Origin of the sequence: Amycolatopsis sp. Hca4 (genome assembly GCF_013364075.1) — a bacterium.
Classification (GTDB): domain Bacteria; phylum Actinomycetota; class Actinomycetes; order Mycobacteriales; family Pseudonocardiaceae; genus Amycolatopsis.
Genome location: NZ_CP054925.1, coordinates 1356448 through 1376769, shown reverse-complemented (window position 1 = coordinate 1376769; position 20322 = coordinate 1356448). Strand labels below are relative to the sequence as shown.

The 20322-nt window shown below is 72.4% G+C and carries 20 protein-coding genes and 3 pseudogenes; 6 read left to right on the top strand and 17 right to left on the bottom strand.

Annotation, left to right across the window (positions count from 1 at the left end):
• Window positions 1-74: 74 nt before the first annotated feature.
• Complete coding sequence (locus tag HUT10_RS05895) at window positions 75-1010, top strand: glycoside hydrolase family 43 protein (RefSeq protein ID WP_176170229.1); 936 nt, start codon at window positions 75-77, stop codon at window positions 1008-1010.
• A gap of 80 nt (window positions 1011-1090) precedes the next feature.
• A complete protein-coding gene (locus HUT10_RS05890; protein WP_176170228.1) occupies window positions 1091-2152 on the top strand; it encodes a hypothetical protein in 1062 nt (353 codons plus the stop codon).
• Here HUT10_RS05890 and ligD read toward each other — a convergent pair.
• Entirely contained in the window at window positions 2115-4145 is a 2031-nt protein-coding gene (gene ligD, locus HUT10_RS05885) for a DNA ligase D (RefSeq protein ID WP_176170227.1), read from the bottom strand. The genes HUT10_RS05890 and ligD overlap by 38 nt on opposite strands.
• 102 nt (window positions 4146-4247) lie before the next feature.
• Window positions 4248-4805: a TetR/AcrR family transcriptional regulator gene (locus tag HUT10_RS05880; RefSeq protein ID WP_176170226.1), complete on the bottom strand. Its 558-nt coding sequence runs from the start codon at window positions 4803-4805 to the stop codon at window positions 4248-4250.
• 122 nt (window positions 4806-4927) lie between these two features.
• On the opposite strand from HUT10_RS05880, the gene HUT10_RS05875 reads away from it, so the two are divergent.
• The gene (locus tag HUT10_RS05875) at window positions 4928-5632 is read left to right on the top strand and encodes an alpha/beta fold hydrolase (protein ID WP_176170225.1); all 705 of its coding nucleotides are present in this window, start codon (window positions 4928-4930) and stop codon (window positions 5630-5632) included.
• 50 nt (window positions 5633-5682) lie between these two features.
• Here HUT10_RS05875 and HUT10_RS05870 read toward each other — a convergent pair whose 3' ends face one another.
• The 3 genes and pseudogenes from HUT10_RS05870 to HUT10_RS05865 all read right to left on the bottom strand — a co-directional run.
• Window positions 5683-6327, bottom strand: coding sequence for an HAD family hydrolase (locus tag HUT10_RS05870; protein WP_254897435.1), 645 nt, complete (start codon window positions 6325-6327; stop codon window positions 5683-5685).
• A gap of 113 nt (window positions 6328-6440) precedes the next feature.
• A pseudogene (locus tag HUT10_RS50550) lies at window positions 6441-6563 on the bottom strand (DUF2188 domain-containing protein); the annotation flags it as partial.
• Window positions 6564-6702: 139 nt separating this feature from the next.
• Window positions 6703-7482 (bottom strand): annotated as a pseudogene (locus HUT10_RS05865) (manganese catalase family protein); the annotation flags it as partial.
• Window positions 7483-7606: 124 nt separating this feature from the next.
• On the opposite strand from HUT10_RS05865, the gene HUT10_RS05860 reads away from it, so the two are divergent.
• A complete protein-coding gene (locus HUT10_RS05860; protein WP_176170224.1) occupies window positions 7607-8329 on the top strand; it encodes an ATP-binding protein in 723 nt (240 codons plus the stop codon).
• Window positions 8330-8384: 55 nt separating this feature from the next.
• Here HUT10_RS05860 and HUT10_RS05855 read toward each other — a convergent pair whose 3' ends face one another.
• The 8 genes from HUT10_RS05855 to HUT10_RS50545 form a co-directional block, all read right to left on the bottom strand.
• Window positions 8385-9116 carry a hypothetical protein gene (locus HUT10_RS05855; RefSeq protein WP_176170223.1) on the bottom strand — a complete coding sequence of 244 codons (732 nt, stop codon included), beginning with the start codon at window positions 9114-9116 and terminating at the stop codon, window positions 8385-8387.
• A 90-nt stretch (window positions 9117-9206) separates the two neighbouring features.
• Window positions 9207-9425, bottom strand: coding sequence for a DUF2188 domain-containing protein (locus tag HUT10_RS05850; protein WP_176170222.1), 219 nt, complete (start codon window positions 9423-9425; stop codon window positions 9207-9209).
• Between the two features lie 74 nt (window positions 9426-9499).
• Window positions 9500-10366, bottom strand: a complete 867-nt coding sequence (gene couO, locus HUT10_RS05845; RefSeq protein ID WP_176170221.1) for a 4-hydroxyphenyl-beta-ketoacyl-CoA hydrolase — start codon at window positions 10364-10366, stop codon at window positions 9500-9502.
• A gap of 13 nt (window positions 10367-10379) precedes the next feature.
• Entirely contained in the window at window positions 10380-11273 is an 894-nt protein-coding gene (locus tag HUT10_RS05840) for a 3-hydroxyacyl-CoA dehydrogenase NAD-binding domain-containing protein (RefSeq protein WP_176170220.1), read from the bottom strand.
• Complete coding sequence (locus HUT10_RS05835; RefSeq protein WP_176170219.1) at window positions 11270-13192, bottom strand: acetoacetate--CoA ligase; 1923 nt, start codon at window positions 13190-13192, stop codon at window positions 11270-11272. Before HUT10_RS05835 ends, HUT10_RS05840 begins: the two co-directional genes overlap by 4 nt.
• A complete protein-coding gene (locus HUT10_RS05830) occupies window positions 13189-13965 on the bottom strand; it encodes a crotonase/enoyl-CoA hydratase family protein (protein WP_176170218.1) in 777 nt (258 codons plus the stop codon). The genes HUT10_RS05835 and HUT10_RS05830 overlap by 4 nt, the downstream gene beginning before the upstream one ends.
• Window positions 13962-15497: a long-chain fatty acid--CoA ligase gene (locus tag HUT10_RS05825; protein ID WP_176170217.1), complete on the bottom strand. Its 1536-nt coding sequence runs from the start codon at window positions 15495-15497 to the stop codon at window positions 13962-13964. Before HUT10_RS05825 ends, HUT10_RS05830 begins: the two co-directional genes overlap by 4 nt.
• A gap of 11 nt (window positions 15498-15508) precedes the next feature.
• Entirely contained in the window at window positions 15509-15892 is a 384-nt protein-coding gene (locus tag HUT10_RS50545; RefSeq protein WP_254896709.1) for a hypothetical protein, read from the bottom strand.
• Between the two features lie 304 nt (window positions 15893-16196).
• Between HUT10_RS50545 and HUT10_RS05810 the strand changes: the two genes are divergently transcribed.
• Together HUT10_RS05810 and HUT10_RS05805 are read left to right on the top strand one after the other, a co-directional pair.
• Window positions 16197-17798 (top strand): sialidase family protein, encoded by a 1602-nt coding sequence (locus HUT10_RS05810; RefSeq protein ID WP_176170216.1) that lies wholly within the window; start codon window positions 16197-16199, stop codon window positions 17796-17798.
• 243 nt (window positions 17799-18041) lie between these two features.
• A complete protein-coding gene (locus tag HUT10_RS05805) occupies window positions 18042-18467 on the top strand; it encodes an STAS domain-containing protein (protein ID WP_176170215.1) in 426 nt (141 codons plus the stop codon).
• Window positions 18468-18483: 16 nt separating this feature from the next.
• Here HUT10_RS05805 and HUT10_RS05800 read toward each other — a convergent pair whose 3' ends face one another.
• From HUT10_RS05800 to HUT10_RS05790, 4 genes and pseudogenes are all read right to left on the bottom strand, one after another.
• Complete coding sequence (locus tag HUT10_RS05800) at window positions 18484-18810, bottom strand: hypothetical protein (RefSeq protein ID WP_176170214.1); 327 nt, start codon at window positions 18808-18810, stop codon at window positions 18484-18486.
• On the bottom strand, window positions 18797-19180 hold the full coding sequence (locus HUT10_RS05795; RefSeq protein ID WP_176170213.1) for a PRC-barrel domain-containing protein: 384 nt from the start codon (window positions 19178-19180) through the stop codon (window positions 18797-18799). Before HUT10_RS05795 ends, HUT10_RS05800 begins: the two co-directional genes overlap by 14 nt.
• A complete protein-coding gene (locus HUT10_RS50540; RefSeq protein WP_254896708.1) occupies window positions 19177-19419 on the bottom strand; it encodes a hypothetical protein in 243 nt (80 codons plus the stop codon). Before HUT10_RS50540 ends, HUT10_RS05795 begins: the two co-directional genes overlap by 4 nt.
• Before the next feature lie 26 nt (window positions 19420-19445).
• A pseudogene (locus tag HUT10_RS05790) lies at window positions 19446-20300 on the bottom strand (NRAMP family divalent metal transporter).
• Between the last annotated feature and the right edge of the window lie 22 nt (window positions 20301-20322).

Below are 20322 nucleotides of genomic sequence, written 5' to 3'. Positions count from 1 at the left end.
GGCAAGTCCACGCGTCCTGGTGACGTCGCCGGGCTGGCGTTGCCGGAATCGTTGTCACGCCGGGAAAATCGCCTATGCGCTTGAAGGCTCTCCTGCTCGTCCCGGTCGTCGTGGCCTCGTTCGTGATGGCCCCTTCGGCGGCGGCCGCGAGCGCGCCGCGGCTGCTGATCAACCAGGACTTCCCCGACCCGGACATCGTCAAGACCGCTTGGGGTTACTTCGCCTTCGCGACCGGCGCCGGGCCGACCCGGATCCGGACCGCCGCCGCCGCGGCGCCGGAGGGGCCGTGGCGCGTCGGCGGCGATGCGCTCGCGGCCGTACCCGCGTGGGCCAAACCGGACGGCGGGTTCTGGGCACCGGACGTCACGCAGCTGGCCGACGGCACGTTCGTGCTGTACTTCGCGGCCCCGCAGACGGCGGGCGGCGAGATGTGCCTCGGCACGGCGACGGCGAAGAAGGCGGAAGGCCCGTACACGCCGGCCGGCGACCGGCCGCTCGTGTGCGAGCCCGGCGACCACGGGGACATCGACCCCCAGACGTTCCTCGACACGGACGGGTCACGCTATCTCCTCTACAAGAGTGACGGCGCGCCGACGGGGCCACCCTCGGCGATCTGGCTGCAGAAGCTGCAGGCCGACGGCCGGACGTTGGCCGGGCCCCGCACCGAGCTGCTGCGGGCGGACCTCACGGCCGAGATGTCGGTCGTGGAGGCGTCTTCGGTGGTGAAGACGGGGTCCCGGTACCTGCTGTTCTACTCGGCGGACACGTTCCAGAGCACGGGGTACCACACGTGTTACGCGTCGGCGCCGTCGCTGGGCGGAGCGTTCGTGAAGGCGGACGGCAAGCTCCTGTCGACGGACCTGCTCGGCGGCAAGGTGGACGCCCCGGGCGGCGCCGACGTGGTGGACGGCCACATCTACTTCCACGGCTGGCTGGGCGGCGGCCGCACGGCGAGGGGCCTGTACGAGCTGCCGATCACGTTCCCGGGCGACGTGCCCCGGCTGGGCTGACGGTGTCACCCACCCGGGTCACGCTCGGTTGGCCCGCCCGGGGGCCGGTTATTCGAGGAGCGAGGAAACGGAGGAGCGTCATGACGGTGTGGTGGGGCTTGGCGGGCTTGCTCGGGTTGCTGGGGTTGTGCGGCCTGATCCGCGGCCATCGCGCGGACGGGACGGTGGTGGAAGACGACCCGCTGGCCCGCTACCCGGCGGCGAGGGAGCCGGTGCTGCCGAACGCGGACGCGGCGCACACCCCGCTGATGACACCGGCGATCACCCCGGAGATGCTGGCGCGCCCGGAGTTGCCGCGGCCGGAACCGGTGGGGGAGGGGCGGATGGCGGGGGAGATCCCGGCACCGCGGCCGCAGGCGGGTGGGCCGGGGGTGCCTGCCGGGGTTTCGGTGGGTTCGCCGGGAGAAGCGGCGGCTCCGGCGGGTTCGGCGGTGCCGCAGGGAAGCGCCGGGGCAGCACCAGGAGTTCCTGCGGGGTGGTGGGGCGAGGCGGCGGCTTCGGCGGCGCCGGAGGGTGGTGCTGCCGTGGCGCCGAGGGTTTCGGCGGATTCCTGGGGAGGGGTGGCGGCTCCGACGGCATCGCGAGGGAGTGCCTCGGAGGCGCCGGGAGTTTCCCAGGGGGCGCCGGGAAGTGCGCAGCCGGTGGCCGAAACTGCGGTGCCGGGAGTATCCGACTTGCCGCGGCAAGGGGTGCCGCCCGCGAACGAGGTTGCCGCGCCGGAGATCTCATCGGTACCGCGGCAGGAAGAGCCGGGTAATCCTGCGCCGCTCGACCGGGAGCAGGCGCCCGCGAGTGGGGTGCCGCGGCACGCGGCGGCAGGGCCCGCGCCGGAGTGGGCTTCCGCTCGGCCGAATGCGGTGCAGTCGACCGCCGATCCGGTGCCCGATTCCGCTGCAGCACAGGAACACCCGGCCGAAGTGCGGGCGCCGCAGCAGCCGAAGCACGCGCTCCCGGTCGAGGCGGGTGCGCCGGAGAGCAACCCCGCCCCGGAAGGCGCCCCCGTACCCGAGAACCCCCGCGCTGCCGAGGCGCGCCCGCAAACCGACCCGCAACCGAAGCCCGCGGCCAACTTCACCTCACCGCCACCCGAACGGAACCCCGGGCTCATCGGCAAGCTGCGCCGGCTCTTCCAGCGCTCCTGACCTCACCCAGCGGCGCAGCGTCCTTGAACAACCCCGCCAGCAGGTCCCCGTGCTCCTCGATCCGGTCGAGCACCTCGTCGGCGGTGAACGTCAGGTGGTTCACGTGGCGGCAGGCGGCCACCTCGTCCCACGTCACCGGGGTCGAGGCCGTCGGGCGGTCGCGGCCGCGGAGGGAATACGGGGCCACCGTTGTCTTCGCCGGGTTGTTCTGGCTCCAGTCGATGAACACCCGGCCCGTCCGCTGGGCCTTCGCCATCACCGCCGTCACCGTCTCCGGGGTCTCGCGGGCCAGCCGCTGGGCGAGCCGCTTCGCGTACGCCGAGGGGGCCGCCGGGTCCTCCGTGTGGATTCCGCAGTACAGCTGCATGCCCTTCGAGCCCGACGTCTTCGCGTACGGGGTCAGCCCGTCCGCCACCAGGACGTCGTGCAACCGCTCCGCCACCCGGGAGCAGTCGACGATCGTCGTGCCCGGGCCCGGGTCCAGGTCGAACACCAGCCGGTCAGGGGGCCTTCTGGTGCCCGACTCCACCGTCCACTGGGGAACGTGCAGCTCCAGCGCCGCCATGTTCGCCGCCCACACCAGGCCCGGCAGGTCGTCCAGGAGCGGGTGGTCGATCGTGCCGCCGGTGGCGGTCACCCGGACCGTGCGCAGCCAGTCCGGGGCACCCTTCGGGACGTTCTTCTCGAACCACTTCTGGCCGTCGACCCCGTTGGGGTAGCGGATGAACGTCACCGGACGGCCGGCCAGGTGCGGCAGCAGCACCTCCGCGACCCGCGAGTAGTAGTTGATCACCTCGCCCTTGGTGAACCCGGTCGCCGGGTACAGCACCTTGTCCAGATTGGACAGGGTGAGCCGCCGGTTCCCGGCCTGGACGGTGATCCGCTGCCCGGCGGGTTCGGGCGCAGACGGCGACGAAGGTGCGGGTGCGGGCGGGGGTGCGGCCGCGTCGTGCGGTACCGGGCGTGGCGCCAGCACCTCGGCCGGGTCCTTGTCGTGGCGCAGGCCCCGCCAGGCCGTGTGGCGGACCCGGCCGCCGCGGGTGAACTGGCGGTAGACGATCTCGCCCACCAGGCGCGGCTCCACCCAGCGGGCGCGGACGATGTCCTCCCGCGGCGGCGTCGTCACGAACGGGTGGGTGCGCCGCTCGATCGCCTCCAGCTGCGCCCTCAGATCCGCCCGGCTCGCCTGGCTGAACCCGGTGCCGACGTCGCCGATGTAGACCAGGTCGCCGGTGGCGGGGTCGTGCGCGCCGAGCAGCAGCCCGCCGAGCGTGCCGGTGAAGCTGCGCTGGCCGGGCCGCCAGCCGCAGATGATCGCCTCCTGCGTCCGGACCAGCGGGTGCTTGAGCCACGAGTCCGGCCGCTGCCCGGGGTAGTAGGCCGAGGAACGCAGCTTCGCGACGACGCCTTCGTACCCGGCGGACGCAGCGTGGGCGAGGAAGTCGGCGGGGGTCCGCCGGTCGGCGGCGAGTTCGTCGAACGTGACCGCGCGGACCACCGAAACGCGGTACGGGTCCGGCATCGGCAGCTCGTCCAGCAGCCGGCGGCGCTCGTCGTACGGCAGCGCCAGCAGGCTCCGGTCCCCGAGCTGGAGCAGGTCGAACGCCAGGAACCGGACCGGGACGTCCTTGAACTCCAGCCCCTTCGGCCCGCTCTGGTGGCGGACGTAACGGCCGCGGCGTTCCTGCATCCGCTCGAAGTCGATCCGGCCGTCTTCGCCGTAGACGACGACTTCGCCGTCCAGGTAGGCGGCGCGGCCGTCCAGCGCCGGGGCGAGCACGCCCGCGAGGTCGGCGAACTCCGCGGTGAAGTCGATGTTGTTGCGGCTGGTGAGGACGGTGGTGCCGTCGGGGGCGATGCGCATGGCCGCCCGGTACCCGTCGAGCTTGTACTCGTAGGCCCACTCCGGGCCGGTGCGCAGCCGGCCGCCGTCGGGCTTGGCGAGCATCGGCTCCAGCCAGGCCGGGACGAGCGACGCGTCGTCTGCCGCCATTTCGGACCTCCGTCACCTTCTGCGCCCAAGGTAACCCGTTCGGCCTAGATTAGCTGGATTTGTGCAGGTGAAAGCGGCTTGAACGCCTGTTCGGCGTGCCGCTCAAGCACGCAGGAAGTCGTCGACGGCCCGCCGCAGCGTCGCGCGCACCGTTTCGGCGTCGTCGAGTTCGCCGCCGTGCAGGGCGCCGTCACGCAGCAGGACCAGCACGCGCGCCGCGTGGTCCGGGTCCGGGTGGCCGAGGTCTGCCGCCTGTTCGCGCAGGACGCCGAAGAACCACTGCCGGTGGTCGTCGATGACCCGGCGGACCCGGTTCACCGGGTCGGGGTACTCGGCGGCGGCGTTGAGGAACTGGCAGCCGCGGAAGTCCTCCCCGCAGGTCGCGTCGCCGACCACGGCCAGGGTCTCGGCCAGCGCCTCCCGCGGCGGCCGGCCCGCGCGCGCGGCGTCGACGGCGGCGCGGATCTGACGGCTGGTCTCGGCGAGGTAGGCGGCCACCAGGTCGTCCTTGGTGGGGTAGTGGCGGTAGAACGTCGCCCGCGTCACGGACGCCTCGGAGACCAGGCGCTCCACCCCGACGGCGTGGATGCCTTCGGCGTAGAAGAGCCGGGAGGCGGTCGCGAGCAGCCGGTCCTTCGGGTGCGGCTCGGCGGTACTCATCCCCCCAGCTTAGAGAAAGACCGATCGTTCTGCCAGATCGGCTTCGTCACATTGCCACAGCGGCCGGAGAGGTCCAGAGTAGCTGACAGAAAGACCGATCGTTCTCTCTGAAGGAGCCAGTCATGAGCAAGCCCACCATCGTCCTGGTCCACGGCGCGTTCGCCGACTCGTCCAGCTGGACCGGGGTCGTCGCGAAGCTGCAGGAGCAGGGCTATCCGGTGGTCGCGGTGGCGAACCCGCTGCGTGGCGTGGAGTCGGACGCGGCCTACGTGAAGAGCGTCGTCGAGAGCGTCGACGGCCCGGTCGTCCTGGCCGGCCACTCCTACGGCGGTGCCCTGATCACCCGCGCGGCCACCGAGACGCCGAACGTCAAGGCCCTCGTCTACATCGCCGCGTTCCAGCCCGACGCGGGGGAGAGCGTGTTCGAGCTGTCCGGCCGCTACCCGGGCGCCAAGCTCGGCCCGGAGACCACGAACGTCCTGGTGCACGCCGGCGAGCCCGAGCTGTCGATCAAGCCGGCGGACTTCGCCGAGGTCTTCGCGGCCGACGTCCCCGCGGCCACCGCGGCGGTCATGGCGGTGACCCAGCGGGCGGTCGCGCAGCAGGCGCTGGCCGCGCCGTTCGAGGGCACCCCGGCGTGGACGAAGCTGCCTTCGTGGACGCTGATCGCGAACCAGGACAACGCGATCCCGGCCGCGGCGCAGGAGTTCATGGCCGAGCGCGCGTCGTCGACGGTCCGCCGGATCGATGCTTCGCACGCGGTCGCGGTGTCCCAGCCGGAGGTCGTCGCCGAGGTGATCCTGACCGCGGCGGCCGACGTCGAGTGAACCGGAGCGGTCCCGGCCGGGTGTCCGGCCGGGACCGCCCGTTCGGAAGGTCAGCCGAGCAGCACGCTGTCGCCCAGCCCGGCCAGCAGCGCCGCGGCGTCGTCGTAGACCGCGACCGCGCCGGCGTCGGACAGCTCCGCGGCACCGACGCCACCGGAGAGCACCGAAACCGTGCGCACGCCGGCCTTGGTGGCGGCCTGCACGTCCCAGACCGCGTCGCCGACGAAGACCGTCTCCTCCGGTGCCGTACCGGCCTTGTCGAGCGCCGCGTACACCGGCTCCGGATCGGGTTTCGTCGCCTCGACGTCGTCACCGGAGACGATCCCGGCGACCACGTCGTCGACGTCGAGGACCTTGCGCAGCACCTCCAGCTCGTCCGGCCCCGCCGACGTCGCCAGCACGACCCGCACCCCGCGCCCGGCCAGTTCCCGGACGAGCTCGGGCGCACGGTCGAACGGCCGCAGCAGCCCGGCGGTCTCCAGGTAGTAGCGGCTGTGCAGCTCCTTGGCCCGGTCGCCGATCCGCTCGGTGTCGTCGTCGCCCAGCAGGGTGCGCAGCAGCTTGCCGGAGCCCTTGCCGATCGCGCGGTGCACGCGCCAGGAGTCGACGTCCCGGCCGAGCTCGTGGAACGCCCGGCGCCAGGCGTGGACGTGGAGGTAGTTGGAGTCGACGAGCGTGCCGTCGACGTCGAACAGGACCGCGGTGGCGATGACTGGCTCCTCGGGTCGGTGCGGTTTCCCGGTGTTTGGCGCAGGGTGCCCCGGATACCCCGGTCCGGCCGGAAGTACACGTGGCCGGCCGCGCGAGGTCAGGTGCGGGCCCGCGGGTAGCTCCGGCGCTCGCCGATCCGGCCGTCCTTGGTGTGGATGAAGTGGGCCGTGCCGCGCTTGATCGCGAGCTTGCGGCCGTCCGCGACCGCGGCGGACTTCGTCTCCGCGCTGCCGGACGCCCGCGCGTTGCCGACGACCTTGTTCTTCCAGACCGAACCGTCGAAGAACGTTTCGACGTCGCCGTCGGCCGGTTCGAGCGCCGGTTCTTCCTCGACCGTCTCGTAGGTGCCGAAGAGTGCGGGGGTCGGGTTTGGGTGCGGTGCCGGGGCCGCCGAGGGGTTCGGGGTCCATGAGGTATTCGATGCCGGCGTCGGTGGTCCAGCTGGTGCCTTTGGCGCCGTCGGGGCCGTCGGAGAGGTGCCAGATGGTGTGGTTGTGGGTTTGGTCTTCTTCGTCGAGCAGGGCGCCGGGGGCGATGTCGCCTTCGAAGCCGTCGGCTTGGAGTTCTTCGATCGCGGCGAGCCACTGTTTCTGGTGGACGGTGTCGCGGGCGAGGTTGAACTGGAGCATGGCTTTGACGCCGGGGTCGTCGGTCATGTTGTACAACCGGGCGGTTTGGAGGCGGCCTTGGGCTTCGGCGGCGGCGTTGGCGCGGAAGTCGGCGAGCAGGTTGCCGGAGGCGATGATGTACCTGCCGTTCCAGGGGTAGCCGTTGCTGTCGGCCGGGAGGGCGCCGCCGCCGGCGACGATGGCTTGCTGGACGTCCATGCCGCCGAGGGTGGCGGCCATGACGGGGTCTTTGACGGCTTCGGCGGTGGCGGTGGCGGGGGCGCCTTCGAGGAGGCGGGCGACCATGGTGGCGAGCATTTCGACGTGCCCGATTTCTTCGGTCGCGGTGTCCATGATGAGGTCTTTGTACTTGCCTTCGATGCGGCAGTTCCAGCCTTGGAAGAGGTATTGCATGGTCACGGTCATCTCGCCGAAGGCGCCGCCGATGAGCTCTTGGAGCTTGCGGGCGTACACGGCGTCGGGCTTTTCGGGTTTGGCTTCGAACTGCAGCAGCTTCGTGTGACGGAACACGTCGTCTCCCTTCCGAGCCCGCGGGGTTCCCACGGAAAACCGGCTCAACCGAGGATTCGCCGCGTTTGACGGGTTCCGGACCGGTTATCCGAACGGGTGATCGTCGTGGAGGAGGTGGTCGACCGTGCTCGCCCGGCACAACTCGGTGTGGCTGGTGCCCCGGCAGGGCGTCCCGGCGCGGGCCTCGGTGGTCGGCGTGCTGGACCAGACCACGTACGCGCAGCTGCGTGACGGCCTGCTCGAGTTCGCGGTGGACTCCGAGGACGGCGTGCTGATCGACATCGAGCGCCTCGAACTGCGCGACCGGGCGCTGGTCCGGGTGTTCACGCTGGTCGCCCTGCGTGTCAAGGACTGGCCGGCGGTGCCGTTCGCCCTGGTGACGGGCCGTCCGGAACAGCGGTCGGTGCTCGCCGGGAGCGGCGTGCCGGTCTACCCGGACGCGGCCGCGGCGCGGGCGGCGCTGCCCAACCCCGCCCGGCGCCGGGCGAGCCGGCCGCTCGACCGCTCGCCGCGGACGTCGGCGCGCGCCCGCGGGTTCGTCCGCGGGATGTGCGCCGAGTGGATGGTGCCGGAGCTGGTCGAGGACGCGGAGCTCGTCGCGACCGAACTGGTCGAGAACACGCTGCGGCACACCGGTTCCGCGCCCCACCTGCGGCTGGAACTGCGCCGTGGGACGCTGTCGGTCGAGGTCTCCGACGAGAGCACGCGACCGGCCGTGCTGCGGGAGGCGCTGGACCTGGCCGAGGCGGGACTGGGCCTGCGGATGGTCACCAAGGTCGCGAAGCGGTGGGGGAGCAGCCGGTCCCGCTCGGGCGGCAAGACCGTGTGGGCGCTGCTGGCCCGCTGAAGCACGGGTGGGAAGGCCGCCACACCGGTGGCGGCCTTCCCACCCGGGAACCCGGTCAGGCGCCCGGGCCGGAGTAGATCTCCGCGGCCGACGGCTCGGACACCGGCGACGGCTTGTTCCAGTCGCTGAACTCCATGGCGCCGTTCTTCGGGTCCGCCATGCGCAGCAGGTAGTGCGGCTCGGTCGCGGCCACCGTGGCCGTTCCGTCCGAACTCGTGAAGGTCAGGGCCGGCGCACCCGCGAGGGTCGTCTGCTCGCCCGGTTTGAACGTCGTCTTCTGCAGCTCGCCCAGCGTGCCCTGGGTGAACGACTTGTAGTCGAGGAACGTCTTGAACGCGGCCCCGATGCTCTGGCCGATCTTGGCCGTCGACGACACCCACTTGCCGGTGAGCTGCTTGGCCAGCGCTGCGGGGGCGCCGGCCTGCTTCACCAGCGAATCGGTGAACTTGAAGAAGTACTTGTCGCCGATCCGCAGCACCGGGATCTCGAGGCCGTCCTTGACCACCGTGCCGCTCGCGCTGTCCGCGTTGAGCTGCAGGTCGAGGTTGAGCGCGCTGCCCTCCTGGGTCATCGTGCCCTTGACGTGCACGGCCGACGCCTGCTTGGCGGCGTCGTTGATCGCCGTGCCGACGTCGGCGGCGTCGAGGGCGGGGGCCGCCGGAGCCGTGGACGACGCCGGGGCGCTGGTGCCGGCTGCGGCCGGAGCGGGCGTTTCCGCGGCGCCGGAGCAGCCGGCGATGGCGAGGGAACCGGCCGTGAGGAGCGCGGCCAGGCGAAGGCGAGCCATGGGTAGTCCGTTCGTAAAGGCCGGGGCGTCCCCGGACACGAACGAGCTATCGTCCGAAAGGGTGATCCGTTACACCCGTCGTGACGCAGGTCATCGCACCGAGCGGCGGGGCCGGTAGTCGCGCTCGGTCTCGATCTCGCCCTCCGGTGTGTGGACGAAGTGCCCGACCCGCCGCTTCCGCGCGATCTGCCGCCCCGCGAGCACCGCGTCGATCCGGCGGGGGGAGGTGTTGGACGCCCGCAGGCCGCCTTCGACGCGGTTCTTCCACAGCCCGTCTTCGAAGTAGGTGTGAACGTCACCCTCCGCCACGACTTCGCCTCCCGACGTGAGACCCGAAGGGCTCCGGTTGCCCGGGGACGTAGCGGACAAACGTCGGAGCGCGGTCAGGTCAGCCGGAGTACTTCGATGGCGTTGTCCTTGAGGATCAGCGGCCGCACCTCGTCCTTGAGGTCCAGTTCGGCGAAGTCGGCGAGCCAGCGGTCCGGGGTGATCACCGGGAAGTCGGAGCCGAACAGGACTTTCCGCTTCAGCAGCGTGTTGGCCGCGCGCACCAGCTGCGGCGGGAAGTACTTCGGCGACCAGCCCGAGAGGTCGATGTACACGTTCGCCTTGTGCGTCGCGACCGAGATCGCCTCGTCCTGCCACGGCACCGACGGGTGCGCCAGGATCACCGTCAGCTCCGGGAAGTCGGCGGCGACGTCGTCGAGCAGCATCGGGTTCGAGTAGCGCAGCTTGATCCCGTGCCCGCCCGGCAGGCCGGCGCCGATGCCGGTCTGCCCGGTGTGGAACAGGGCGGGCACACCCAGCTCGGCGATGGCCTCGTAGAGCGGGTAGTACCGGACGTCGTTGGGCTCGAACGCCTGCAGGCTCGGGTGGAACTTGAACCCGCGCACGCCGTGTTCGCCGACCAGCTTCCGCGCGCGCAGCACGGCCGCCTTGCCGGCGTGCGGGTCGACCGAGCCGAACGGGATCAGCACGTCCGCGTGCTCGGCGGCGGCGTCGGCGATCTCTTCGCTCGAGAGCGCGGGGTGCCCGGTGGCGGCCGGCGCCTCGACCGTGAAGACGACGGCGGCCATGTTCCGCGCCCGGTAGTGCTCGGCGATCGCGGTCACCGTCGGCGTGCGGTCCTGGCCGGCGCGGAAGTACTTCGCCGACGCGTCCAGCAGTTCCTGGTCGAGGGCGAAGCAGCCGTGGCCGTCCTGCTCGACGTGCGTGTGGACGTCGATGGCGGTCAGGGAGGAAAAGTCCACGAAGAACTCCAGGTCAGGGCAGGTCGGGTTGCGCGGCCTTGGCGGCCAGCAGGGCGTTCAGGACGGTGTCGCGGGCCGTCACCAGTGCCCGGTCGTCGGTGCCCGCCAGTTCGGCGTCGACACCCGCGACGAGCGTTTCGGCCAGTTCCGGGGTGAGGTGGACGCGCCCGAGGTCGCGCCACCACTGTTCGGTGGGCGGCCCGAGGTGGGCCAGGACGTGCGCGAGCCCGCCCGCGCCGCCGGAAAGGTGCTGGTTGACGAACGGGCCCAGCACGGCCCAGCGCAGGCCGGGCCCGTAGGCGATGGCGGTGTCGATGTCGGCGACCGTCGCGACCCCGCGTTCGACGAGGGAGTACGCCTCCTGCCACAGCGCGGCCTGCAGCCGGTTCGCGACGTGGCCGGGTACCTCCTGCGCCAGCCGGATCGGCCGCTTCCCGACCGAGGCGTAGAACGCCACGGCCCGATCGACCACCTCCGGCGCGGTCTCGCGGCCCGGCACGACCTCGACGAGCGGGATGAGGTGCGGCGGGTTGAACGGGTGCCCGACGACCACGCGCTCGGGGTGCTTCGGGCAGCCCCGCGCGATGACGCTCGGCAGCAGCCCGGACGAGCTGCTCGCCAGGACCACGTCCGGCCGTGCGGCCTCGTCGAGGACGGCGAACAGCGCGTGCTTGACGTCCTCGCGCTCCGGCCCGTTCTCCTGGACGAAGTCCGCGGCGGCGGCCGCTTCGCCGGGGTCGGCGACGAACCGCAGCCGGTCCGTCGGCACGCCTTCGAGGGCACTCCGCAGCCGCTCTTCGGCGCCGGGCGCCGGATCGGTGGCGACGACGTCGAGGCCGTGCCCCAGGAAGAGCTCGGCCCAGCTCGCGCCGATCACCCCGGTGCCGACGATCGCCACGGTCGTCATGCGCGCTCCCGGAGGAACGCGTCGAGGGCGGCGGGATCGGCCAGCACGTCCCGGCCGACGACCTCGTCGACGGGTGCGCCACGCAGGAGTTTCTTCACCGGCAGCTCCAGTTTCTTCCCGGTGCGGTTGCGGGGGATCGACGGCACGGCGGTGATCGCGTCCGGCACGTGCCGCGGCGACAGCGCCCCGCGCAAGGCCGTCGCGATCTTGCGGCGCAGGGCGTCGTCGAGCTCGCCGCCGGGGCGCAGCGCCACGAAGAGCCGGAGATCGCCGTTGCCGCCGGCGGGGTCTTCCAGGTGCACGACGAGGGAGTCCTCGATCTCCGGCAGCTCTTCGACCACGGCGTAGAACTCGGCGGTGCCCAGCCGGACGCCGCCGCGGTTGAGCGTGGCGTCCGAGCGGCCGGCGATCACGCAGCCGCCCTCGGGGGTGAACCGGATCCAGTCGCCGTGCCGCCAGATCCCGGGGTAGGTCGAGAAGTACGTTTCGCGGTAGCGCTCGCCCGAGTCGTCACCCCAGAACCCCACCGGCATCGACGGCATCGGCGCGGTGATCACCAGCTCGCCGAGTTCGCCGACCACTTCGGTGCCGTGCTCGTCGAACGCTTTCGCGTCGACGCCCAGGCAGGGCCCCGAGATCTCGCCCGCCCGGACCGGCTGCAGCGGGCTGCCCTGGACGATGCCGCTGCACACGTCGGTGCCCCCGCTGCCGACGTTGAGCAGGACGCCCGGGAACCGCTCGTGCACCCAGTGGAAGCCCTCGGCGGGCAGCGGGCTGCCGGCCGCGCCGAGCTGCCGCAGCGCCGACAGGTCGTATTCGGCGGCCGGGTCCAGGCCCGCTTTCCGGCACGCCATCAGGAATCCCGGGCTCGCGCCCATCAGCGTCGCCCGCGTCTGCGCGGCCAGCCGCCACTGCCAGGCCAGGTCCGGGTGCAGCGGGTTGCCGTCGACCAGCACGATCGAGGTGCCGGTGAGCAGGCCCGACACCAGCGCGTTCCACATCATCCACGCGGTGGTGGAGAACCAGAGCATCCGGTCGCCCCGGCGCAGGTCCCAGCTGAGGCCGTGGTTCTTGAGGTGCTCCAGCAGGATCCCGCCGTGGCCGTGCACGATCGCCTTCGGCTTGCCGGTGGTGCCGGAGGAGAACAGCACGCACAGCGGGTGCGCGAAGCCGACCGGCTCGAAGCCGGGCGCGCTCTCGGTCAGCAGGTCGTCCCAGGCGAGTGTGCCGATCAGGTCGTGGTCGCCGTAGGGGACGTGCACGACGTGCTCGACGGTGGGCAGGCCCGCGCGGATCCCGGCGACCTCGGCCCGGCGGTCGACGTCCTTGGCGCCGTAGCGGTAGCCGGACACCGTGAGCAGGACCCGCGGTTCGATCTGGCCGAACCGGTCGAGCACCGACCGGGCGCCGAACTCGGGCGCGCAGGAAGCCCAGACCGCGCCCAGGCTCGCGACCGCGAGGTAGGCGACCACGGCTTCCGGGATGTTCGGCAGGTACGCGACGACGCGGTCGCCGCGGCGCACGCCGAGCCGGGCCAGCCCGGCCCGGGCGCGGGCGACCCGGTCGCGCAGCTCGTCCCAGGTCAGCTCGGTGCGTTCGCGCGTCTGGGAGTAGGCGATGACCGCGGCCGCGTCGCCCGGCCCGTGACCGAGCGCGTGTTCGGCGTAGTTGAGGGTGGCGCCGGGGAACCACTCCGTGCCGGGCATGGTCCGGTCGGGGACCACCGCGGTGGCCGGGGTGGCGAAGCGGACGCCGAAGAAGTCCCGGATCGAGGACCAGAAGCCGGCGAGGTCGGTCACCGACCAGCGGTGCAGGTCCGCGTAGCCGTCGAAGGAGTGCCCGCGGTCGGCCAGCCACCGCAGGTACCGGCCGATCTCGGTGGTTTCGCGGACGTCGGGTGCGACCGGGCGCAGGATCACCGGCCCACCTTCCCCGCGCGCTTGTCGAGGAACGCCTGCATCCGTTCCTTCGCCTCGGCGCTGCCGCCGGCGATGGCGGCCATCAGCGCCTCCATCAGGTAGCCCTCGGCCGGGTTGGCCTCGGCGATGCGGGGCAGGGCCTGCAGGACGGCGAAGTTCGTGATCGGCGAGTTGTCCGCGATCTTGCGGGCCAGGCCGAGCGCGTGCTCCAGGCCGTTTTCGACGCGGTAGTGCGACAACCCGGCGGCGTGGCCTTCGTCGGCGTCGAGCACGCGGCCGGTGAGCATCATGTCGGCCATCCGGTGCGCGCCGATCAGCCGCGGCACCCGCACCGACGCGCCGCCGCCGACGAACAGCCCGCGCTGGCCCTCCGGCAGGGCGTAGAACGCCGACGGCTCGGCCACGCGGATGTGCGCGGCGGCCGCCAGTTCCAGGCCGCCGCCGACGACCGCGCCCTTGAGCACCGCGACCACCGGGACGCGGCCGCGTTCGAGCCGCTCGAAGGCGCGGTGCCACATCATCGAGTGCTCCAGGCCCTCGAAGGCGTCCCGCTCGGTGAGCTCGGACAGGTCGAGCCCGGCGGAGAAGTGGTCGCCGACGGCGTCGAGGACGACGGCCTTGATCCCCGGCGGCGGGCTGCCGAAGAACGACTCGAGGCCGAGCACGGTGGCGTCGTCGAGGGCGTTGCGCTTTTCGGGACGGGCCAGCCACAGCACGGCGACGTCGTCCCGCAGCTCCAGGCGCAGCGACGGGGGCAGGAGTGGGGCGGTCATGCGGGTCCGTTCGTGAAGGTTTCGGCGGCCAGCGCGCGGAGTTCGACGCGGCGGATCTTGCCGGTGGCGTTGCGGGGCAGGGTGCCGGTGAACCGGATGTGCTTCGGGATCTTGTAGCGGGCCAGGTGCCGTTCGAGGTGGGCGCGGAACTGCGGCTCGTCCAGCTGCGCCCCGGGGCGGACCACGACGAACGCCGCACCGGCCTCGCCCCAGCGGTCGTCGGGCACCCCGACCACCGCGCAGGCGTCGACCGCGTCGAGCCGGGCGGCGACCGCCTCGATCTCGGCCGGGTACACGTTTTCCCCGCCGGAGATGATCATGTCCTTGACCCGGTCGACCACGTGGGCCCAGCCGTCGTCGTCGACCCGGACGACGTCACCGGTGCGGAACCAGGCGCCGTCGACGAAGCTCGCCTTCGACTCCTCCGGCCGGTTCCAGTAGCCGCCGAAGACGTGCGGGCCGCGGACGAGCAGCTCGGCCGGCGTCCCGGAGAGGGGCTGCGGCGCCAGGTCGGGGCCGAGCGCCGCAACGTCGGTGAAGAAGTGCGGCACCCCGGCGGCGACCGGGTGGGCCGGCGTGCCCTCGTGGGTGGCCATCGAGACGCCCGGAGCGGCCTCGGTCATGCCGTAGCCCTGCAGGAGCTGCACCCCGCGGTCGAGCCACGCGCGGGCGACGCGCTCGGCCACCGGCGACCCGCCGTAGAGCACGCACGTCAGCGAGCTCAGGTCGGTGCGCTCCCAGTCCTCGTGGCGGCACATCATCTCCAGCATCGTGGGCACCGCCGAGAAGCTGGTGATGCCGGCGGCGCCGATGCGGGCGAGGATGGTGCCCGGGTCGAACTTCGCCACCGGCTCCACACTGCCACCCTTGAACAGCGTCGGCAGCGTGATCTGGCCCAGCCCGACGCAGTGGAACAGCGGCGCGATGCACAGCGCCTTGTCGGTGCCCAGCACGTCGAGGTGCGCCAGCTGGTTGACGGTGTTCCAGGTGAGGTTGCCGTGGGTGAGGACCGCCGCCTTCGGCCGCCCGGTGGTGCCGGAGGTGTAGAGCAGCAGGCACGGGTCCTCCAGCCCCACTGCGGTGTCCGGGGCCGGCCCGGCCTCGGCGATCTCCGCTTCGAAGGTCCCGGCTGCCGGGTCCGTCGCGATGACGACGCCGTCCGGGAGCGCGCCGGCCGCCGCCACGAGCTCGGCGGTGTCCGGGCTGTGCACGAGCACCGAAGCCCCGCAGTCGTCGAGCATGTACCGGATCTCGGTGGGGGAGAGGCGGTAGTTGAGCGGGACGAAGATCGCGCCGCAGCGGGCGGTCGCGAAGAGCGTCTCGAACACCGTGATGTCGTTGACGCCCAGGTAGGCCACGCGGTCGCCCGGCCGCACGCCGAGCCGGATCAGGGCGCCGGCGAGGCGCTCGACCCGGCCGGCCAGCTCCGCGTAGGTCGGCGAGCGGTCCGCCTGCACCAGCGCGGTGCGGTCCGGGTTGATCCGCGCCCGCCGCGCGGGCCAGCTGCCCAAGCCGAAATCCGGGAGGTTCACCACGGTCTCCTTCACCAGCGCAGCACCGGTTTGATCGTCCGGCCGCCGACCATGTCGTCGGCCGCCTGTTGAATCTGCCCGAAGTCGTGGTGGGTGACCAGCTTCCCGAGCGGGAACCGGCCGGCGGCGACCGGTCCGGCCGGCGCAGCGTCGTCAAGGCCGCCGCGGACGCGCCGCCGGAGCTGCTCGCCCCGCTCGGCTGCGGCGTCATGACCGGCGCCGGTGCTCTCGAGGGTGGCGAGCTCGTCCGCGTTCGCCCGCACCGGGTCCGCGACCCGGTGCGGCACCCGGGCCCGCTCCCGGCCCGGTGTCGGGGCCCGGCCGGCGGCCGCCTGCCGAGCCGCGGCCACCTCCGGGCGGGGCCGGGTGCCCGGCCGCTCCTCGACTGCGGTCATGGGTTCGACTCCTCACCGAGCTGTATATCAGGAACCCTGAGATAGCCAGGATGCGGTCGGCGGCGGGTCCGTGTCAAGGGGCCGCGGCGCCGGCCGCTGTGACGGCATTTCCGGTCGATTCTTTTGGCCGTCCGTTAACCATTCCCGTGTGGACGGACGAGTTTTTCACCGGTGAACCGGATGAATCGCCCGGATCGGCCCGGATGCGTAACGGCCGCAAGGGAAACGCCGACTCCAGCGTGCCCGGGAAAGGGTCGTGTCCGTTCCGCCCGGCCCACCGGGGGTGTCGGAAAAGAGGTCACCCGTGAACCCGAAGAACGTCCGGCGAATCGCCCGCCGGTCCCTGCCGCCCGGCGTCGCGGTCTGCACCCTGCTGGCCGGCGCCGGTGTCGCCGTCGCCACCACCTTCGCCGCCGGTGTGCCGGTCGCCGTGCCCGACCACCCGCTGGGCGGCGGGGCGGCCTGCGCCGCGCTCGTGGCGCAGCAGCAGGCCCGCGGCAGCGTCAACTACCCGGCGTCCGAGGTCGAGCCGTACGTCGCCGCCGACCCGGCCGACCCGCGCCACCTGGTCGGCTCGGCGCAGCAGGACCGGTGGAACGACGGCGGCTCGAACGGGCTGACCAACGTCGTCTCCCGGGACGGCGGGGCGACCTGGACCCCCGCCGCCGGGCAACCGCGGTTCAGCATCTGCGCGGGCGCCCCCGCCGGTTCGCCCGGGTACTTCCAGCGCACCACCGACCCGTGGGTCGGCTTCTCCGCCGACGGCCGGGTCGTGTACTCGATCGCCGACTCGTTCAACGCCGACGGCCCGGCCTTCGGCGGGGCGAGCGCGATCCTGATCAGCCGGTCGGTCGACGGCGGCGACCACTGGGAAACCCCGGTCGTCGCGCGCCTGGACACCTCGACGCAGGTGCTCAACGACAAGGAGACGGTGACCGGGGACCCGCTGCTCCCCGACCGCGCCTACGCGGTGTGGGACCAGCTGGTCTCGCCGCAGAGCCACGCGAACCCGAGCGCGTACACGCACGCGTTCACCTACCGCGGCCCGAGCTACTTCTCCCGCACCACCGACAAGGGCGCGACCTGGAGCGCCGGCCGGATCGTCTTCGACCCCGGGCAGAACGACCAGACGATCGGCAACCAGATCGTGGTGCCCACCACCGGCCCGGGACGCGGGGTGCTGATCGACGGCTTCGACCTGATCACCAACAAGGGCGGCGCCTGCCCGTTCACCCACGGCGGGCAGCACTGCCGCGGCTCGTCGACGTCGACCGCGGCGGTCATCCGGTCCACCGACGGCGGGACGACGTGGTCCGGCGCGATCGGCATCGACACCCAGCAGGTCGCCCCGGTGGCGATCGCCGGTCACCCGGTCCGCTCCAGCGACGAGATCCCCGAGTTCGCCGTCAACCCGGTCAACGGGTACGTGTACGCGGTCTGGCAGGACGCCCGGTTCAGCCCGGCCGGCACGGCGAAGATCGCCTTCGCCCAGTCCACCGACGGCGGCCTGACGTGGGGTGCCACGATCCGCGTCGACCAGTCGCCGGGTGACACGCCCGCGTTCGTGCCGCAGATCCGCGTCACCGCCGACGGCACGATCGGCCTGAGCTACTACGACCTGCAGAACGCGACGCCGGCGCAGCCGGGCCTCACCGACGCCTTCCTGGCCCACTGCCACGCGGCCACGAGCGACTGCGGCAACCCGGCGAACTGGGCGGTCAACGGGCAGGCGAAGCTGACGGCGGCGTCGTTCGACTACACGACGGCCCCGGACGCCGGCGGCTACTTCCTCGGTGACTACTCCGGCCTGGCGGCCACCGGTCCGACGCTGACGGCGTACTTCGGCGTGGCGCGGCCGGTGGCGGTGAGCGGGCCGTCGGACGTCTTCGCCGACCACGTGGGGTGAGGTGCGTGCCGGGGACGGGTCCGCCGTTCCCGGCACGTTCACCCGGATGGGTGGTTTGACTTGTGTGCATACGGGTCGCGTGCGGGGGTGTGGGGTTCGGCCGTTGGCGGGGTTGCGCCGTTCGGATCAAGGACTACGCTGCTAAGTGCGGTTCCGCTGTAACTTTCGTCCCCCGACTTGCCCGCGATCGAGCGGGTCGCCGAGACCCGCTCGTCACGTCATCTGCGAATGAGGCGTGGAGAAATGTTGGTCGTCCAGCCCCCCGCGACGGCGATCCCCGTAGCGCCGTCGAAGCGCGAAGAGCGCAGTCCGTTCGACATCCAGGTCATCCGCCCGTACTTCGGTGCGGTGATGGTCCGCATCCGCGGCGCGCTCGACGCGGACAGCGCACCGCAAGTGCGTTCGGCGCTGAGCACGTGGGCCCACCGCCGGTTCCCGGTGCTGGTGCTGGACCTGTCGGAGGTCGACTTCCTCGACAGCGCGGGTCTCGCCGCACTGGGCGGGATCCAGGCGCGAGTGGCCCGCGAGAACGCAACCCTGCGGATCGTGACGGGGGACAACCGGGTGGTGCGCCGGGCGTTGTCGGCGAGCGGCCTGGACCACGCCCTCAACGTGAGCCGGCTGCCGTCCGGGTGGGAACGGGCGACGGAGATCCACAGTTTGAGCTGACGCGCCTCCCGGCCGCTCAGCCCCGGTCGAGCGGCGCCAGCTCCCCGAACGGCCGCCGCACCAGGACCTCCGGGCCCGACAGGTCCACGTCCTCCCAGGCCACGTACCGGCTGTGCCGGTGCAGCCACCGGATCAGGGTCACCAGCGCAGCCGGGCCGCGCTGGTCGTGGCGCTGGTAGCCGAACAGCCGGACGCGGGTGCGCCCCACGATCACGCCGCGCACCACCAGCCGCGGCAGGCCGTTCTTTCCCGGCACCGCTTCCGTGCGGATCTCGCGGATCGCGCCGAGGTCGCGGCCCGTCACGTCGCGGGCCCGGCGGCCGATCAGGTCACCGGCTCGCACGGTTCGCTCCCGGGATCCGGCCGATGACGTGGCGGCGCAGCCAGTCCTCCGACGGGCTTTCCGTCGCCTGGGCCACCGCCGTCGTCACCACGATCGTCGGTTCGATGCGGCGGACGGCGTTCATCGGGATGCGTTGCGGCGCCTGGGCGCGGAACCCGCGGCCGATGTGGTGCAGGAGCCGTCCGATCGGGCCGCCGATGCGGTCGGCCAGCGCCTCCGGGCCGACGAGCAGCGCGTCGACGACGTACGTGCCGCCCTCGGCGCGCAGCTCGAGGTCGTCGACCTTGCCGACCACCGTGCCGTCTTCGCCGACGATCTGGCGGTCGAGCAGCGCGTCGCCCAGGTCGATGGGCCCGCGGTCGGGGTTCACTGCCCCGCTCCGGTGAAGATCATCAGCGGGATCGCGACCAGCGCCGCGACGGCGATCACGACCAGCATGACGCTCCCGACGATGTTGCTGAAGTGGCCGTTGGCGTGCTTGCCTAGGTACTCGCGATCGTTCGCGACGATCAGCACCGGCAGGTAGGTCAGGGGCAGCGCCACCGCCGAGAAGATCAGCGAGATCTCGGTCAGGCCGACCGGATCGAGACCCGTCTGCACCACCAGCACCGCGACCAGCAGGCCGGCGCCGACGGTCAGGTGGAACCGGGCGGCGTTGCGCGGCGCGCGGCGCTTGCCCCAGTCCAGCCGAAGTACTGCGCCAGCATGTACCCCGACGACAACCCGGTCTCCAGCGCCGCGCCGAAGGTGGCCGCGAAGATGCCGATCAGCACGATCACCAGGCCCGCGGTGCCGAGCGCCAGCGTCACCGGCAGCACGATCTGGCTGAGCCGGCTGACGTCGACGCCCGCCGGGAACAGCACCGTCGCCGCGCACGCCATCACGGCGATGGCGAGCAGCCCGCCGAGGGGGAACCCGAGCAGCACGTTGGCGCGCTGCACCGGCAGGTCCTTGACCTTCCAGCCTTCTTCGACGCCGCCGGAGGAGAAGAAGAACACCTAGTACGGCGTCATCGCCGACGCGAACAGCGCGACCGCGTGGTAGGCGTAGGTCGGCAGCGCCTGGTCGGGCGGCGGGGCGAGCCCGGCGACCTGCGCGCCGAGCGACGACCAGTCCGGGTGCAGGAAGAACACCGCGACGGCGAACACGCCGATCGCCAGCCCGCCGAGGCCGAAGCCGGTTTCCATCCGCTCGAAGCCGACCCGCCAGACCACCAGCCAGACGAGCACGCCGATCGGCAGCACCCAGACCAGCCGGTCGACCCCGGAGGCCAGTTCGATGACGAGCGCGACGCCGCCGATCTCCGCGCACACGGTCAGCAGCGTGATGAGGAACGACCCGGCGAGGTTGAGCAGCGCCATCCGCGGGCCGAGGCGTTCGCGGATCAGGTCGAACACCGGCCGCCCGGACACCGCCACGATCCGCCCGGACATGTCGGCGTAGACGCAGATCCCGAGCACGCCGAGGGCGGTCACCCAGACCAGCGCCATCCCGTAGCGGGCGCCGACGACA